Consider the following 16676-nt stretch of genomic DNA (forward strand, 5'->3'; position numbering starts at 1 on the left):
AAACGGGGTTGTGCCCTTTCCAGCGCATCGTTCACACCCGACAGGGCTCAGGGATGCAGGCATGGGTAGGCCTCCGACTGGGCAAACGGGGTTGTGCCCTTTCCAGCGCATCGTTCACACCCGACAGGGCTCAGGGATGCAGGCATGGGTAGGCCTCCGATTGGGCAAACAGGATGGCGCCTTCCAGCGCATCGGCTTGCGGGTGAACCAGGTTGAGGTGCCCCAGGCGAGGGGCCAGGCGCATGCCGACGCCGCCCAGCAGGGCGATGCGGTCGGCTCCCAGCAGCCTCATGCCCTCCAGCAGGGTCTGCAACTGGGCGCAGGTTTCATCCAGCAGCTGGTTGGCGAGCTCGTCTCCGTCGCTGGCGGCGTCGAACACCCAGGGGGCGAAGCGGCCATAGTCGGCGGGAATGGCGCGGGCGGCCCAGCGCACTACCTCGGCCTGATCCCGCTTGAAGTGATCGAGCAGGCGCACGGCGAGCAGGCTGGGAGGCAGGATGCCGTCGTGGCAGAGCAGGGATTGCTGGATGGCGCGCAGCCCGAGCCAGGCGCCGCTGCCGAGATCCGAGATGGGGAAGCCGCGCCCTGAGCAGGTATGCAGCTGACCATGGCGGTAGATGAGCCCGGCGGACCCTGTGCCGGCGATGAGGATGGCTCCCTCGCGGCCACCAAAGGCGCCGAGGCAGGCGCCGAAGGCGTCGGAGGTGAGCCTGACGCTCGCGAAGGGGAAGGGCATCTTAAGCAGGGCGTGGTAGCAGTCGGCCAGCTCGGCGGAGGCGAGCGCCAGCCCCACTCCCATCTGCTGTTCGCATTCGATGCCAAGCCCGGCGGCAAGGCGGGCGCTGGCGATGGCCGCCAGCACGTTGGCGTGGGCGAGGGGGATGCCGAGCTCCAGGTTGGAGCCCGCGGCGCGCCCCTCTCCCAGCACTCTGCCCCCCTTGTCCCGAATGCGGGCGCGGGTGTGAGTCCCCCCGCCATCGACCCCGACCCAGTACTCAATCATGACGGGCCTCCGGCGCACTCTGCCAGCTGATGGCCAGGGCAAACCAGGCGCCGTGGGGGATCCACTGCTCTTTCCAGTGCCAGTTATGATCGAGCCTGTCCTTGTAGGTCTCAATCATGACGGGCCTCCGGCGCACTCTGCCAGCTGATGGCCAGGGCGAACCAGGCGCCGTGGGGGATCCACTGCTCCCCCCAGCGCCAGTTCTGATCCAGCCTCTCCTTGTACGCCTCCGGGATAAAGGTCACATCATTCTCGTCATCGAACCCGGCGGTGATGCCGTTGCAGATACCCCCGGGTGCATTGGGATAACCGGCGGTATAGCTCGGGTTGTTGATGCCGTGACCCGCCAGCATGCAGGCGTTGAAGGGGTTCTGTCCGAGGATCCAGTCGAGCTGGCGCTGGCCGAACGTCATCAGGAGTGCGCTCTGCTGGGGGAAGTGGCGAGCCGCGGCGAAGGCCATGGCGGCCAGGGAGGCCAGCCGGGCGTTCTCCCCCTGCCACCAGTAACCGGACTCGTTGTGGTGGGGCATAAAGAAGCTGATGCGGGGGGCTTCGTCGACCCCCTTCACATATTGGCGGGCCAGGGCGAAGGGGTTGCCCGTCCGGGCGGCGAGGGCCAGCTCGGTGGCCAGCGCCTGCTGCACCACGGCACTCACCCGGGCGCGGCGCTCCTGATCCGGCTCGACCCCCAGGTATTCCAGCAGGGCCAGCACCGGCAGACCCGCCTCGGCGGCGTGGTAGTAGGGGCGCGAGCCGTCTTCGTTGGCACTCCAGTAGTGGCCAAGCTCGGGGTGGGGGCGCTGGCGGGCGCAGAGCCTGCCGGCCCTGTCCCTTGCCTCCCCGAGCCAGTCGCGGCCAAGGGTCTGGGTCAGCTCCACCGCCGCCAGCAGGGCGCAGTAGTCGTCTATGATGTTCTCGCAACCGTCGTCCAGGTAGGCGAGGTTGTGTTCGCGCAGGTGCAGGTAGCCGCGCCTGGCCGCCCCGGCATAGTGGCTGGTATCAAAGTCGCCGCCGGTCTGCTCGCGGGCTGCCCGGGCCAGGGCGGCGATGGCCATGCCGCCCCCCTGGCGAAAGCCCGCCTGCCAGTTGGCGGATTTTAGCCCCTGCTGGGTGGCGTAGGCGCACAGCTCGCGCTGCTCGGGATCCTTGCTCCACTTGTCGAACAGAGTCATGTAGAAGAAGCCACTCTCATCTTGCATCCGGCAGAGAAAATCCGCCCCGTGCAGCCCCTCGTCACTGAGCCGCTTGCAGAGGTTCAGCCCGTCGATGTCCCGGCGCGTCGCCAGGAGCGCCCGGCTCTTGAGCAGGCTCCACACCACCAATGGAGTCTGCTGGGGATTGAGGTAGTTGGCGTAGGAGAGGTGGCTCAGGTACTTGCTCATGTCGCCGCTGGCATCGAACCAGCCCCCGTGCACATCCTTGTGCCGGTCGGTGCCAAACAGGCGGGCGTTGCGGTCGGCCCTATCGAAGGTGCCGCTGGCGCGCTGCCCCTTGAAGTAGTGAATGACATCGGAGAGGCAGCGGCCGGTCAGCAGATCCTGGCCTATGGCGAAGCGGGTGGAGCGGACTATGCCCTGGGCTGTTATCGCCTCCAGCCGGTAGTGGCCGGACTCCTTGAATGCAGAGAAGTCGGCGCGCCAGTAAGCGCGCCCCTGCCAGCCGGGCACCTGGCCTGCGGCCTGGAGAGGAACCTCCAGCAGGAGGCGGTCATCATGCAGGCGGCGCAGTCGCACCAGGCCGCTTATCTCCACGTCGGCGGCGGTCTGCAGCAGGGCAATCTTGTGTCCGTCACACTCGTAACCCACCTGATTGATCAAGAGTTCCATCCAGCTTTACTCCCTGGTCTGGGCAATGAAGGGGCCTCGCGAAGAGGCCCGGGTGAAGGTGTCGCGGGCCGGTAAGGCCGCCCCCGGCGTGGGGGCTGGCTTATTCGTGCAGGTAGCAGCGCACGAAGTGGTTGTCGGCAAGCCGGGTCACGGGAGGCAGGCTCTCCTTGCAGCGCGCCATGGCCTGATGGCAGCGACCGGCGAAGGGGCAGCCCCGGGATTCCGGGGTCCAGAGCGGTATCTCCCCCTTGCGGCCCCCCTCCAGCTCGGCGTGGATGCTCTTCTCGGGGTCAGGCACCGCCGAGATGAGCAGCTGGGTGTAGGGGTGCTGGGGGTGGTGCAGTATCTCGTCCACTTCACCCCACTCCACCATGTGACCCACGTACATCACCGCCAAGTCTTCGGCCACGTAGCGGGCGGTGGCGATGTCGTGGGTGATGTAGAGCATGGAGACGCCAAGCTCGTTCTTCATCTGCTCCATCAGGTTGAGGATGCCGATGCGAATGGAGACGTCGAGCATGGAGGTGGGCTCGTCCGCCAGCACCACTTCCGCCTCCACCGCCAGGTTGCGGGCGATGTTGACCCGCTGGCGCTGGCCGCCGGAGAGCTGGTGGGGATACTTGGCCGCCGTTGCCTTGGCCGGGGTGAGCCCGACCTTCTCCAGCAGGGCATAGACCATGTCAGGCAGCTCCCGCTTGTCGCTCACCTTGCTGTGCAGCAGCAGGGGGCGGGCGATGTGGTGGTAGATGGTGTGGGTCGGATTCAATGAACCGAACGGATCCTGCCATACCATCTGCACGCTCTGGCGATAGTCCAGCAGGGCGGTGCCCTTGTTGAACTCCTCCAGATCCCGGCCCCGGTAGAGGATGCGGCCGTTGGAGAGCTTGTACATCTTGGCGATGATCTTGGCGATGGTGCTCTTGCCGGAGCCCGACTCCCCCACCACCGCCAGGGCGCGGCCCCGGTGCAGGTTGAAGGTGATGTCGGAGAGGGCCCGCATCTTGCCGCTCTTGATGGCATTGGAGTTGACGGCGAAGTCCTTGTAGAGATGCTGGACCTCGATGATGGGCGCGTCGGTTTGGGCGATTTGCATGACAGACATCCTTAACAGCCAGCGGCCTTGTCCAGATAGATGGGGTGGTTCAGGGATTCCTCGGCCGAGTCATAGAGGTGGCAGGCGGCCTGCTGCCCGGGGCGGATCTCGGCCAGCTGGGTATATTCCTGGCGGCAGCGCGCGTGCACCTTGCCGCAGCGGGCCTGGAAGCGGCAGCCGACCGGCACCTCCAGCAGGTTGAGCGGGGTGCCGGGGATCCCCTCCAGCACGGTTTTCGGGCCGTGCAGGGGCGGGAAGGAGTTGCCGAGTCCCTTGGTGTAGGGGTGCAATGGGGCGGTCAGTATTGACTTGGACGGCGCCACCTCCACCAGTTCCCCCGCATACATGATGCCGATGCGATCGCAGAACTCGACCATGAGGGAGAGATCGTGGGTGATGAAGAGAATGGAGAAGTTGAACTTCGCCTTGAGGGCGTAGACCTTCTGCAGTATCTCCCGCTGCACCACCACATCCAGCGCCGTGGTGGGCTCATCCATGATGAGCAGCTCGGGGTTGAGCGCCATGGCGATGGCGATCACCAGCCGTTGGCGCATGCCGCCTGAGAACTGGTGCGGGTAGTCCTTGAGCCGGCTCGGGTGGATGTCGACTATCTCCAGCAGCTCCTGGGCGCGCTTGATGGCCTCGTAGCGGGTCATGCCGGGGTTGTGGGCCAAGAGCACGTCGCAGAACTGCTCCTCCATGCGCAGCACGGGGTTGAGCGCATTCATGGCGGACTGGAACACCACGCTCGCCTGGCGCCAGCGGTAGCTGCGCAGCCGCTCGTCGTCGAAGCCGAGGATGTTCTCCCCCTTGAACAGGATCTCGCCGCCACTTATGTAGGCGGGCGGCTTGTGCAGCCGCGCCACCGAGAAGGCGACGGTGGACTTGCCGCAGCCGGACTCGCCGGCGAGGCCGAAGACTTCGCCGGGGGCGATGTCAAAGCTGACGGAATTGACGGCGCGCACGTCGCCGTTTTCGGTGATGTAGTCGACGCAGAGGTTGCGTACCGACAGCAGGGGTTGTTGCGAGCTCATGCTGTCTTCTCCTGAGCGTTGATCGGGGCCGGGACGGCGAGCTGTTTCCAGCGGCGCAGGCCCTTGTGAGAGCGCAGTTGCGGGTTGGCGATTTCGTCGATGGCGAAGTTGAGCATGGCCAGACCCGCCCCCAGGGTGGCGATGGCGAAGCAGGGGGCCAGGATCTCCCACCATGCGCCTACCAGGATGGCGCTGGAGGTCTGGGCGTTGTAAAGCATGATGCCCCAGCTGACCACGGTGGGGTCGCCCAGTCCCAGGAACTCCAGGGTCGCCTCGGTGACGATGGCGTAGATGATGGAGCCGATGAAGCTCACCCCGATGATGGAGATGAGGTTGGGCAGTATCTCCACCAGGATGATGCGCCAGGCCGGCTCCCCCAGCACCTCGGCGGCGATGACGAACTCTTTCTCCCGCAGCGCCAGGGTCTGGGCACGGATCACCCGGGCGCCATAGGCCCAGGAGGTAAAGCCTATGATGAGCGCAATCACCGTCGGTGACGCCTCCCCGATAAAGCTCGCGAGTACCAGTAATAAAGGGAGGTTGGGGATCACCAGCACCACGTTCATCAGGAAGGTGAGGCACTCGTCCACCACGCCGCCGAAGTAACCGGCTGTGATGCCGATGCCGATGGCGAGGGCGCAGACCAGCAGGCCTGCCCCGAAGCCCACCATCAGGGAGATGCGGGCGCCACTGGTGAACTGGGCCCAGAGATCGTGGCCCATGCGGTTGGATCCCATCACCAGCTCCACGCTGGGGGGCTGGTGGGGGCGGGCGACCCGCTTGGTGGGCTCGTTGCTGGCGAGCAGCGGGGCAAACAGGGCCATCAGCACGAAGGTGACCACGATGGCGAGGCCGAAGGCCGCCTTCTTGTTGCCCAGCAGGATCTTGAGGATGGTCGGCATACGCATCTTATTTGCCTCCTGTACGCAGACGGGGATCCAGGAAGACATAGAGCACGTCCGCCAGGAAGTTGAAGCTGAGCATGGTGATGGTCATGATGAGCAGTTGCCCCTGAATGAGCGGGTAGTCGCGGGCCAGGATGCCCTGATAGAGGGTCAGTCCCAGGCCGGGGTAGTTGAAGATCACCTCTGTGATGAGGGAGCCGCCGATGACGAAGCCGAGTGCCATGGAGAGGGCGGTGACGCTGGGCAGCACGGCGTTGCGGGCGCCGTAGTTGAAGATGACCCTGTTGCTGGAGAGCCCCTTGGCCTTGGCCATGGTGATGTAGTCCTCGCCGAGCAGGTTGATCATGTTGTTGCGCATGGTGATGAGGAAGCCCCCCACCTGTACCATGGCCAGGGTGCCCACCGGCATGATGGCGTGCAGCATGATGCTCTTGATGTGTTCCCAGCCGAAATCGGCGGTGATTTCCGGGCTGTAGGCGTAGCCGATGGGCAGCCAGCCGAGGCTGACCCCGAACAGGAACAGGGCGAGCAGGGAGACCACCACGGGGGGAATGGCCTGCATCACCAGGGTGAGCGGGGAGAGGATGCTGTCCATGCGTCCCCCCCGGTACCAGGCGGCGAAGATGCCGACGATGGAGCCGATGGAGAAGCTCAGAATGGTGGAGGTGCCCACCAGGAACAGGGTCCAGCCGATGGCGCGACCGAGCACGTCGGCGACCGGTTGGGGGTAGTAGCGCACCGAGGTGCCGAGATCCCAGGTGAAGACACTCTTCACATAGGCGAGAAACTGGGTGGTGATGGGACCGTCAACGAACCCGAAGGTGGCCTTGAGGGCCTCGAGGGCGGCAGGTTCCATCATGGCGCCGGCCCGGGCGAACATGACGGAGACGGGATCTCCGGGCATGGCTCTGGGCAGCAGGAAGTTGATGGTGGCGGCCACCAGGAAGGCGACCAGATAGAAGGAGAAGCGTCTTAGTATAAATCCCATGGTGATACCTTTTACTGCAAGCCTGCCCCGCGCCGGGCAAAGCTCCCCCAACCCCGGCAAAGACGGGGAATGGAAGACATGGCGGGGAAAGAGGCCCCCCGCAGGGGGCCGAGGTGATTAGCTGTTTGGCTTGAGTGACAACACGTGCAGCAGACGCTCCGGGGTGTCCGGGTGTACCTGCGGCTTGGCGACCGGGTTGTCGGCACTGAACCAGCCATTGAAGCGCTTGGTGCTGTATTCGTACCAGGTCGGGTTGTTGAACACCGGGATGATGGTCTGGTTGGCCCCGACGCGCTCCTGGATGGCAAACATGATCTCCTTCTGCTTGGCCGCATCGGCGGTCTGGGTGAAGTCATCGATCAGCTTGTCGAGCTCGGGATCCTTGTAACGGGGCGCCGCGAAGCGGTTGCCGCGCTCACCCATGTTGCGGGAGTGGAAGGCGGTCTCGAAGTACTTGTGCGGGTTGGCACCGGCAAAGTAACCCTGCAGGGCGACGTCGAAGTCACCGGTGATCAGGTTCTCGGTCCAGACGGTGGCTTCCGGGGTGGAGGTCTTGGCGTTCAGACCCAGGGCCTGCAGGCCTTCGACCCCGATCTGGACTGTGTTGACCCAGTCGGTCCAGCCGTTCGGTACCAGCACCTTGAACTCGATCTTCTTGCAGCTCGGGGTGTCGAGGAACTTGTCGCCGTCACAGTCCTTGTAGCCCGCTTCCTTCAGCAGTGCCTTGGCACCTTCCAGATCGAACTTGTTGTACTTGCCGTATTTCTTCTCGACTTCCGGGTTGTCCCAGGAGGCGAATGCCTTGCCCAGACCCGACGGGTATTCGTTGACGGTCGGGTAGCCGTAGCCTGCGATGTCCACCATGGACTGGCGGTCCATCGCCATGGAGAAGGCGCGGCGGAAGTTGATGTCGTTGAAGGCTTCGTTATTGCCCGGGTTCTTGCTCTGGAAGTTGACGTTGAACGCCACCGTGCCGGAGGCCGGGAACCAGTACTTGTTGTTCTTGGGATCGTTGCCGACGTAGAGGCGCTCGATGTCCGGTACGAAGGAGCCGAACCAGTCCACATCACCCTTCATGACGGCAGCCAGTACCTGGTCGTTGGTGGCCATCTGCGGCATGCGCAGGCAGTCGATGGCGAGGTTGGCGTTGTCCCAGTAGTGCGGGTTGCGGCACTGGGTATAGAGCTGGGCGGAGAAGTTGTCCACTTCGGTGAAGGGACCTGTGCCGACCGGCTTGTCGTTGGTGAAGGCAACCGGGTCTTTCACCGACTTCCACTGATGTTCGGGGACGATTGGCACCAGCACCAGGTCGTTCACAACGTTGGTGTTGACCTCGGCCAGGTCGAATTTGACCTTGTGCTCACCCAGCTTCTCGACACCCTTGATCTGAGTCCAGATGGAGCGCTCGTCCAGCGCCTTGTTGGCCTTGACCAGGTTGAAGGAGAAGAGGATGTCGTCGGCGGTGAAGGCTTCACCATCGGACCACTTGACCCCTTCGCGCAGGTCAAAGGTGACCGACTTCAGGTCATCGCTGAAGGCATAGTTGGTGGCCAGACGATAGACGGGTTTGCCACCCTGCATATCGTTGAAGATCACCAGAGGCTCATAGATGAAGTGACGGGTGGTGTGCAGCAGACCGGCCTGCAGGAAGGGGTTGAAGTTCTTGACCCATGCGGTCTCCTGTTGCGCGACCAGGGTCAGCACCGTCTTGTTCTCGGCGGCCATGGCAGTGCCGGCGGTACCGGCGAGCATCAGGGTTCCCAGCATGACTGAGGTAGCGATTTTGGATACTTTGGCAAGCATATTTTTTCCTTTCTTATTGGTCTTCCATGGTTTTGGAATGGAGCACCGGATCCCATGCTTGGATGCCGGCCCTCAATGTTGGTCAGGTTTTGCACCTTTGTAGTTGTGTCATCCAACGCCCTTAGAAAAGCAGAGTTAACAGGAAAACAACAACTCTTCATTTCGTCGATATCGTAAAAACTCGCACTCTCTCGTCATTATCGTCAAACTCTATTTTTAATCCTTTTAAATTATACAGTTGCATTAATTCTCACAAAGTACCAAGTCACCCTTTATGACAATTCAAAGACGATAGTGTGAAGTGGATCGTGCTCGTTTTTGCGCCCCTTCAGTGGCTTTTTTTTGAGCTTGAAACAAGCGAACCTGGGGGCGGGGCAGAACTGTGCGCTGGCTCACTAAGGGGGCATCTCCCGGTGAGTCGGGTGATGGCAGGCGGCCCCTCTCTTGCAGAAGGAGCCGGTGCCGGCTGCCGAGGGGGGGGGGCGTGCAGGTGGCTTGCTGGCAATAAAAAAGCCAGTCAGCATTCACTGACCGGCTTCGGGTGTCACATCCGTTGGCGGATTAGTTGACCAGGCTGGCCCAGAGGTCGTATTCGTCCGCCTCGTCGATGCGGACCTTGACGAGATCGCCGGGCTTCAGATCGGTTTCGCCGTCCAGGTAGACCAGGCCGTCGATCTCGGGGGCGTCGGCGAAGGAGCGGCCGGTGGTACCCTCTTCGTCCACCTCGTCGATCAACACTGTCATCTCCTTGCCGACCTTGCGGGCCAGCTTGCGAACGGAGACCTGTTGCTGCAGCTCCATGACGCGCTGGAAACGCTCTTCCTGGACCTCTTCCGGCACAGGATCCGGCAGCTCGTTGGCCTTGGCGCCCTCGACCGGGCCGTATTTGAAGCAGCCAACGCGGTCCAGCTCCACCTGGTCGATGAAGCCGCAGGCCAAGACCACCTTCACCCCGGCCTATCTACCACGCCAGCTGCAGAACCGGTTGCTGGGTCATGGCGGGAAAGTGCGCCTTGGCTCCCGACCCTTCCACTCCCTGGCTGGTTATGATATCCATTCGATAACCTTGTCTAGAGCATGCCGGTCTCGGAGCCTCATTGCTGGCGAGGCCGCCGCTCGCGGGTGCGACCCTGGGTTTCGCCTCGTCGTGTTCATCCTTCCCCTGCAGGTCATGGGTTATTCGCAAAAGAGGCTTTATGGAGTTGTTGTTACTGGCTGATGCGCCATCTGCCGCAGGCGTGGTTGCCTCATGGTATTTTGACGAATGGTGCCGCGACAGTGGTCGCTGCACTCAAGAGCAGGTGCTGGCCAAGGTCACGGCGGCCACCCAGGTCGACCGGGCTCCGCTGATGGTACTGGCCCGCCTGGCCGGTGAATGGGTGGGGGCTGCCGAGCTCAAGATCCGCGAAATGGCGATGTTTCCCGAGTACGAACATTGGTTGGGTGGGGTCTATGTCGTTGAAAAAGCACGCGGGCAGGGGGTCGCTTCCTTGCTGGTAACAGAGATCCTCAGCCGTGCCCGCAGGGCAGGGATCAGCAAGCTGTACTTGCAAACCGAGAACCTGAGCGGTGGCGTTTATTGCCGCCATGGTTTCAAGGCCCTTGAGGAGGTCCATTATAAAGGCCTTCATGTTCTGGTGATGGTGGCAGATACCGGCATCTAGCCCTCGTCAGAAGCGCTGACCGAGTGACGCCAGGCGCAGCAGCGTGCGCCCCGCTTCAGCGCGCATAACCTATCGGTGCTACCAATAAAAAAGCCAGTCAGGGTCACTGACTGGCTTTTTTATTGGCGCCTGCCGGGCAGGCGCCATCATGAACTGCGGACTTAGCCTATCAGGCTGGCCCACAGATCGTATTCGTCCGCTTCGTCGATGCGCACCTTGACCATGTCGCCGGGCTTGAGGCCGGTTTCGCCGTTCAGGTAGACCAGGCCGTCGATCTCGGGGGCGTCGGCGAAGGAGCGGCCGGTGGCGCCCTCTTCGTCCACTTCGTCGATCAGCACTGTCATCTCCTTGCCGACCTTGCGGGCCAGCTTGCGAACGGAGACCTGCTGCTGCAGCTCCATGAAGCGCTGGAAACGCTCTTCCTGGACCTCTTCCGGCACAGGATCCGGCAGCTCGTTGGCCTTGGCGCCCTCGACCGGGCTGTATTTGAAGCAGCCAACGCGGTCCAGCTCAGCCTTGTCGATGAAGTCCAGCAGCATCTGGAACTCTTCTTCGGTCTCGCCGGGGAAGCCGACGATGAAGGTGGAGCGCAGGGTGATCTCGGGGCAGATCTCACGCCACTTCTGGATGCGCTCCAGGGTGCGCTCGACGGTACCCGGGCGCTTCATCAGCTTGAGGATGCGCGGGCTGGCGTGTTGCAGCGGAATGTCCAGGTAGGGCAGTACCTTGCCGTCGCGCATCAAGGGGATGACGTCATCCACGTGGGGATAGGGGTAGACGTAGTGCAGGCGCACCCAGATGTCGAGCTTGGCCAGCTCCTCGCACAGGGCGACCATGCTGGTCTTGACCGGCATGCCGTCGTAGAAACCGGTGCGGTGCTTGACGTCCACGCCGTAGGCGGAGGTGTCCTGGGAGATCACCAGGATCTCCTTCACGCCAGCCTCTTTCAGGCGCTTGGCCTCGGCCAGTACCTCGCCAATGGGGCGGCTCACCAGATCCCCGCGCATGGAGGGGATGATGCAGAAGGTGCAGCGGTGGTTGCAGCCCTCGGAGATCTTGAGATAGGCGTAGTGACGGGGAGTCAGCTTGACGCCGTGGGCCGGCACCAGGCTGGTGAAGGGGTTGTGGGTCGGCTTCTCCACGTATTTGTGAACGTGGCCCAGCACCTCTTCATAGGCGTGGGGGCCGGTGATCTCGAGCACCTTGGGGTGGATCTCGCGGATCTGGTTCTCTTTGGCGCCGAGGCAGCCGGTGACTATCACCTTGCCGTTTTCGGCCAGGGCCTCGCCGATGGCTTCCAGCGACTCCTGTACCGCGCTGTCGATGAAGCCGCAGGTGTTGACCACCACCAGCTCCGCATCGTCATAGCTGGGCACCACATCGTACCCTTCGGTACGCAGCTGGGTCAGGATGCGCTCGGAATCGACCAGATTTTTGGGGCAACCCAAGGAGACGAATCCTACTTTGGGGGCCTGTTTTGTGTTGGACATCGCTCAATCACTCTTAGGTGGCTCTTATTCAAGGGCGCGGATTTTACCGGAATGGCTAACCAAAAACTATACAACCGAGGTTGTCAGGCCGAACAATATTTACGGTCAGCTTTTGTCCCTTGTCGTCAGGGAGGCTGTGCCCGCTCATGAGGGCACAGCCGCCGTCCCCTCGCCGCCGGGGAAGCCTGGCCCTGGTTGACCCGCTGGAGGGGACAGGCACTCAGGACTTCTTTGAGTAGTCTTAAATCTGATAGGGTGACATGTCCGCTGATGGGATATTAAAGGAGCACACAATGAAGAGCCGATCCTGGTTGATTGCCGCCGTCCTGGCACTTGCATCTGGCCCCAGCCATGCCGACTGGGCGAAATTGAAGGAAGCGGCCTCCGAGCTTGGCACCGCGGTGAGCGACACCAGCAAGGAAGCCTGGCAGGGGATCACCGACTTCTCCAAGGCGACCTGGGAGTCTGTCTCCACCTGGGGAGCCGATGCCTACAACAAGGCGGGCGCCTGGACGGAAGAGAGCGCCGCCACCGGCAAGGAGTGGTTGACGGCCGCCGACAAGAAGCTCGACACCATGCTGGAGCCCAAGACCCCCGCCGAGGCCAGAACCGCCCTGGATACCATGGCCGATACCGCCCTGGTACGGCTGTTCAACGAGCAACCCTCCGCCAAGTTGCTGTTTGACAAGGCCTATGGCTATGCGGTGTTCGACTCGCGCAAGTTTTCCCTGATGGTGCACACCAACCAGGGATCCGGGGTTGCCATCAATCGCAAGACGGGCAAGCACACCTATATGAAGATGTTTGGCGCCGGGCTGGCCGCCGGCATGGGGGGCAAGTTCTACCAGCAGGTGGTGCTGTTTGAAGACAAGGCCAGGTTCGATGCCTTCGTCAACAAGGGCTGGGAGGCCACCTCCGAAGTGGGGGCCGTGGCCGGCAAGGAGAGTGCCGAGCTGACCGCCAAGTACAATGGCGGCATGGCCATCTACCAGATCGGGGAGAAGGGGCTGCTGCTCGATGCCAATATCTCGGGTTCCAAATACTGGCTTGATGACGATCTGAACAAGTGACTAAGGTCCCTGGCAGCGATCCGGTATTTTTCTTTTATCATGTTGAAATACTGCCTGTTTAAATGACGTGACTTGCAGTAAAAAGGGGGCCTTCGGCCCTCTTTTTCATGGGCGCAAGCAAGACACAGTCGTTGAACAAGGAGAGTGGCATGACCCAAGCATCTGAATCTGCCGTGGACCGGCGCCGGGAGTGGGAGCGGCAGAGCATCTATCTGCGGCTGCAGGAGGGCAGTCCCATGGTCCTCTGGGTCAATGGCGATGAGGTCGCACCCCTGACGGAAGGGGCGGCTGAGGGGATCGTCTTCGGCTGGGGACGGGCGGACGAGGCGACCATGGCTCTGGCGCTGGCCATCGTCGCCAGGCTGGTGGCGGTGGGCCTGGTGGACCCTGAGCAGGCCACCGAGAAGGCGCGCTTCCTGCACGACGAGGTGCTGGTCAAGCTGCCAGCGGACGAGCACCGAGATCTGCATCTCGGTTATCTGAAGCTGGTGCTGGGGTGACATGAGCCAGGGCCTGGGGCCCGCTTGTGGCTGCCCCTTGGCGCCGGCGGCCAGTCCCTCTTCTCTTTTGGCACTCTAATTGCTTAAGGCTTGCCAGTGTCAATGATTTGTCTGGGAAGGGAAGATGGAAATTAGCGCAAGCAGCCTGATGCAAGAGATGCAGGCACTCAAGGTCGAAGCCGGTGCCACGCCGCTGACCCAGCCCGGTCGTCCGGTCAACTCGGATTTCGGTCAGATGCTGCAGCAGGCCCTGGACAACGTCAATGAGTTGCAGGGCAGCGCCAACGATCTGCGCACCCGGTTCGATATGGGCGACAAGTCGGTGGACCTGTCCGAGGTGATGATCGCCGGGCAGAAATCCTCCATCGCCTTCGAGGCGACGGTGCAGGTGCGCAACAAGATGGTCGATGCCTACAAGACCATCATGAACATGCCGGTATAACTCGGCCCCATGGCGACCGAGCATCACGAAGATGTCAGCAATAAGGACCTGAAGAGTGGCTAACGATCCAAACGGCGATCTGCTGATGAACAACGAGGGGGCTGCCGCCCTCGATGAGCACGAGCAGAAGAGCTCGGCCCTGGGCTTCTTGTCCAACACCGATGTGTTGCGGCAGATCACCCTGATCCTGGGGTTGACCATCTGTCTGGCCATCGCCGTCTTCATCCTGCTGTGGGGCAAGGAGCCGGAGATGCGTCCCCTCGGCACCTTCAACACCCAGGAGCTGGTCTCCACCCTGGATTATCTGGATCAGCAGAAGATCCCCTATCAGGTCGAAGGCAAGAGCGTGCTGGTCAGTGCCGAGAATTATGCGGACATCCGGCTGCGCCTGACCCGCGCCGGCCTCGCCAGCAGCAGCGAGGCCAGCAACGACGGCGAAGCCATACTGCTCAAGGACTCCAGCTTCGGGGTCAGCCAGCGCATGGAGAGCGAGCGTCTGAAACTGAGCCGCGAGCGCCAGCTGGCGAGCGCCATCGAGCAGTTCCAGAACGTCGCCAAGGCCCAGGTGCTGCTGGCCATCCCGAAAGACAACGTGTTCGCCCGCAACGAGCGCAAGCCGAGCGCCACCGTCGTGCTGAGCCTGAAAGGGGCTGCCCTGGGCCAGGGGGAGGTGGACTCCATCGTCGACATGGTCGCCTCCGCCGTGCACGGCCTGGAGCCGACCCGCGTCACCGTGACCGATCAGAACGGCCGTCTGCTCAACTCCGGCTCGCAAGACCCGCTCTCTGCCCAGACTCGCAAGGAGTTTGCGATGCAGCAGAAGCAGGAGCTCGAATACAAACAAAAAATTGACGCCATCCTGATCCCGGTGCTGGGAGCCGACAACTATACCGCCGAGGTGGATCTCTCCCTCGACTTCTCCCAGCAGGAGCAGACCCGCAAGACCTACAATCCTGACCTGCCTGCGGTGCGCTCCGAGATGACGGTGGAAGAGAACAGCGCCAATGGCAGCAATGGCGGCGTGCCTGGTGCGCTCACCAATCAGCCCCCCGCCGCCTCCAGCATTCCCGAACAGGCCGCCGGCGCTGAAGGGGGAACCGGCTCTTCCGGCCGCTCCCGCAAGGAGGCGACCCGCAACTTCGAACTGGACACTACCGTCAGCCACATCCGGCGCCAGCAGGGCGGCATCCGCCGCATGACGGTGTCGGTGGCGGTGGATTACAAGGCCACTCCCGGTGCTGAGGGGGCCGTCACTCGCGAGCCCCGCAGCCAGGCCGAGCTCGATACCCTGCGCCGTCTGCTGAGCGGCGGCCTCGGCTTTGACGTGACCCGGGGAGACACCCTGGAGGTGGTTGCCATTCCGTTCAACCGCCCCGAGCTGGAAGCCGTGGCCGACATGCCTATCTACGAGCAGCCCTGGTTCTGGCGCGCGGTGCGCATCGCCGCCTCGGTGCTGGTCATCATAGTGCTCATCGTCACCGTGGTGCGGCCCATGCTCAAGCGCCTGCTCTACCCGGATGCCAAGCCGGAAGGGGAGCTGGACTTTGACAACCACACCGTACTGGGTGGCGACGACGAGCTGAGCCTGCTGGCGGCCCAGGCCGAGGCCGAGCCGGTGTTCGGCTTGCGGGATGGCCAGCTCAAGCTGCCTGATCTGCACCGTGACGAGGACCTGCTCAAGGCCGTGCGTGCCTTGGTAGCGAATGAACCAGACCTGGCCGCTCAGGTCATCAAAGAATGGGTAACGAACCGAGATGCCTGAAGAGAAGAAAAACCAAGTCACCGGTAACGACATCACCGAAAGCCAGCGCCAGATCCTGGATCAGATGGGCGGGATGGAGATGGCGGCGGTCTTGATGCTGAGCCTCAACGAGGAGGATGCTGCCCAGATCTTCCGCCACCTCGAGCCCAAGCAGGTGCAGCGGCTCGGCATGTCGATGGCCTCCATGTCGGATTTCAGTCACGACCGGGTGGCGGCGGTGCATCGTCAATTTATCGACGACATCCAGAAATACACCAACATCGGCATCGGCAGCGAAGACTTCGTGCGCAAGGCCCTGGTGGCGGCGCTCGGGGAGGACAAGGCCAGCAACCTGGTGGATCAGATCATCCTGGGATCCGGCGCCCGCGGCCTCGACTCCCTCAAGTGGATGGATGCCCGCCAGGTGGCCAGCATCATCCAGAACGAGCACCCGCAGATCCAGACCATAGTGCTCTCCTATCTGGAGCCGGAGCAGTCCGCCGAGATACTGAGCCAGTTCCCGGAGCAGGTGCGCCTCGACTTGGTGATGCGCATCGCCAACCTCGAAGAGGTGCAACCGGCGGCGCTGCAAGAGCTCAACGACATCATGGAGAAGCAGTTCGCCGGTGCGGCCGGTGCCCAGGCGGCCAAGATGGGTGGCCTCAAGGCGGCCGCCAACATCATGAACTACCTGGACACCAACATCGAAGGCCAGCTGATGGACTCCATCCGCGAGTCGGACGAGGAGATGAGCCAGCAGATCCAGGACTTGATGTTCGTGTTCGAGAACCTCATCGACGTGGACGATCGGGGCATCCAGACCCTGCTGCGGGAAGTGCCCGGGGATCTGCTGCAACGGGCCCTCAAGGGCTCGGACGACCAGATGCGGGAGAAGGTGTTCAAGAACATGTCCAAGCGGGCCGCCGAGATGCTGGCGGACGATCTGGAGGCCATGGGGCCGATCCGGGTCTCCGAGGTGGAAGCCGCCCAGAAGGAGATCCTCTCCACGGCACGCCGTCTGGCGGACGCGGGCGAGATCATGCTGGGGGCCGGCGGTGGCGAAGAGTTCCTCTAAGCCATGGGCAATGGAATGTGCGATGATGTCGCCCCCTTCGTC

The 16676-nt window shown here is 62.8% G+C and carries 15 protein-coding genes and 1 pseudogene; 6 read left to right on the forward strand and 10 right to left on the reverse strand.

What is annotated here, in order from left to right:
- Positions 1 to 130: 130 nt before the first annotated feature.
- The 9 genes and pseudogenes from HB860_RS04020 to HB860_RS04055 form a co-directional block, all read right to left on the reverse strand.
- On the reverse strand, positions 131 to 1003 hold the full coding sequence (locus tag HB860_RS04020) for a BadF/BadG/BcrA/BcrD ATPase family protein (RefSeq protein ID WP_247625801.1): 873 nt from the start codon (positions 1001 to 1003) through the stop codon (positions 131 to 133).
- Positions 996 to 1121: a hypothetical protein gene (locus tag HB860_RS22145; RefSeq protein WP_269091855.1), complete on the reverse strand. Its 126-nt coding sequence runs from the start codon at positions 1119 to 1121 to the stop codon at positions 996 to 998. Before HB860_RS22145 ends, HB860_RS04020 begins: the two co-directional genes overlap by 8 nt.
- The gene (locus HB860_RS04025) at positions 1114 to 2829 is read right to left on the reverse strand and encodes a glycoside hydrolase family 9 protein (protein WP_247625802.1); all 1716 of its coding nucleotides are present in this window, start codon (positions 2827 to 2829) and stop codon (positions 1114 to 1116) included. The genes HB860_RS22145 and HB860_RS04025 overlap by 8 nt, the downstream gene beginning before the upstream one ends.
- Before the next feature lie 100 nt (positions 2830 to 2929).
- On the reverse strand, positions 2930 to 3922 hold the full coding sequence (locus HB860_RS04030; RefSeq protein WP_139435555.1) for an ABC transporter ATP-binding protein: 993 nt from the start codon (positions 3920 to 3922) through the stop codon (positions 2930 to 2932).
- Between the two features lie 11 nt (positions 3923 to 3933).
- The gene (locus HB860_RS04035; RefSeq protein ID WP_247625803.1) at positions 3934 to 4956 is read right to left on the reverse strand and encodes an ABC transporter ATP-binding protein; all 1023 of its coding nucleotides are present in this window, start codon (positions 4954 to 4956) and stop codon (positions 3934 to 3936) included.
- On the reverse strand, positions 4953 to 5864 hold the full coding sequence (locus HB860_RS04040; protein WP_247625804.1) for an ABC transporter permease: 912 nt from the start codon (positions 5862 to 5864) through the stop codon (positions 4953 to 4955). The genes HB860_RS04035 and HB860_RS04040 overlap by 4 nt, the downstream gene beginning before the upstream one ends.
- A 1-nt stretch (position 5865) precedes the next feature.
- Positions 5866 to 6849, reverse strand: a complete 984-nt coding sequence (locus HB860_RS04045) for an ABC transporter permease (RefSeq protein WP_005331240.1) — start codon at positions 6847 to 6849, stop codon at positions 5866 to 5868.
- A gap of 117 nt (positions 6850 to 6966) precedes the next feature.
- Positions 6967 to 8652, reverse strand: a complete 1686-nt coding sequence (locus HB860_RS04050; protein WP_139435547.1) for an ABC transporter substrate-binding protein — start codon at positions 8650 to 8652, stop codon at positions 6967 to 6969.
- 561 nt (positions 8653 to 9213) lie between these two features.
- A pseudogene (locus HB860_RS04055) lies at positions 9214 to 9579 on the reverse strand (TRAM domain-containing protein); the annotation flags it as partial.
- 269 nt (positions 9580 to 9848) lie between these two features.
- Between HB860_RS04055 and HB860_RS04060 the strand changes: the two are divergent.
- Positions 9849 to 10316 carry a GNAT family N-acetyltransferase gene (locus HB860_RS04060; RefSeq protein ID WP_247625805.1) on the forward strand — a complete coding sequence of 156 codons (468 nt, stop codon included), beginning with the start codon at positions 9849 to 9851 and terminating at the stop codon, positions 10314 to 10316.
- Between the two features lie 161 nt (positions 10317 to 10477).
- Here HB860_RS04060 and rimO read toward each other — a convergent pair whose 3' ends face one another.
- Positions 10478 to 11806: a 30S ribosomal protein S12 methylthiotransferase RimO gene (gene rimO, locus HB860_RS04065; RefSeq protein ID WP_247625806.1), complete on the reverse strand. Its 1329-nt coding sequence runs from the start codon at positions 11804 to 11806 to the stop codon at positions 10478 to 10480.
- Positions 11807 to 12099: 293 nt separating this feature from the next.
- Here rimO and befA point away from each other — a divergent pair, with 293 nt between their 5' ends.
- From befA to fliG, 5 genes are all read left to right on the forward strand, one after another.
- On the forward strand, positions 12100 to 12876 hold the full coding sequence (befA, locus tag HB860_RS04070) for a beta cell expansion factor BefA (protein ID WP_247625807.1): 777 nt from the start codon (positions 12100 to 12102) through the stop codon (positions 12874 to 12876).
- A 149-nt stretch (positions 12877 to 13025) separates the two neighbouring features.
- The gene (locus tag HB860_RS04075) at positions 13026 to 13376 is read left to right on the forward strand and encodes a hypothetical protein (RefSeq protein ID WP_247625808.1); all 351 of its coding nucleotides are present in this window, start codon (positions 13026 to 13028) and stop codon (positions 13374 to 13376) included.
- A gap of 124 nt (positions 13377 to 13500) precedes the next feature.
- On the forward strand, positions 13501 to 13818 hold the full coding sequence (fliE, locus tag HB860_RS04080; RefSeq protein WP_106887480.1) for a flagellar hook-basal body complex protein FliE: 318 nt from the start codon (positions 13501 to 13503) through the stop codon (positions 13816 to 13818).
- 55 nt (positions 13819 to 13873) lie between these two features.
- Positions 13874 to 15580, forward strand: a complete 1707-nt coding sequence (gene fliF / locus HB860_RS04085) for a flagellar basal-body MS-ring/collar protein FliF (RefSeq protein ID WP_162519164.1) — start codon at positions 13874 to 13876, stop codon at positions 15578 to 15580.
- Positions 15573 to 16634 (forward strand): flagellar motor switch protein FliG, encoded by a 1062-nt coding sequence (gene fliG, locus HB860_RS04090; protein WP_139435536.1) that lies wholly within the window; start codon positions 15573 to 15575, stop codon positions 16632 to 16634. Before fliF ends, fliG begins: the two co-directional genes overlap by 8 nt.
- The last annotated feature ends 42 nt before the right edge of the window (positions 16635 to 16676 follow it).

The organism is Aeromonas genomosp. paramedia (assembly GCF_023093515.1).
Taxonomy (GTDB): Bacteria; Pseudomonadota; Gammaproteobacteria; order Enterobacterales; family Aeromonadaceae; genus Aeromonas.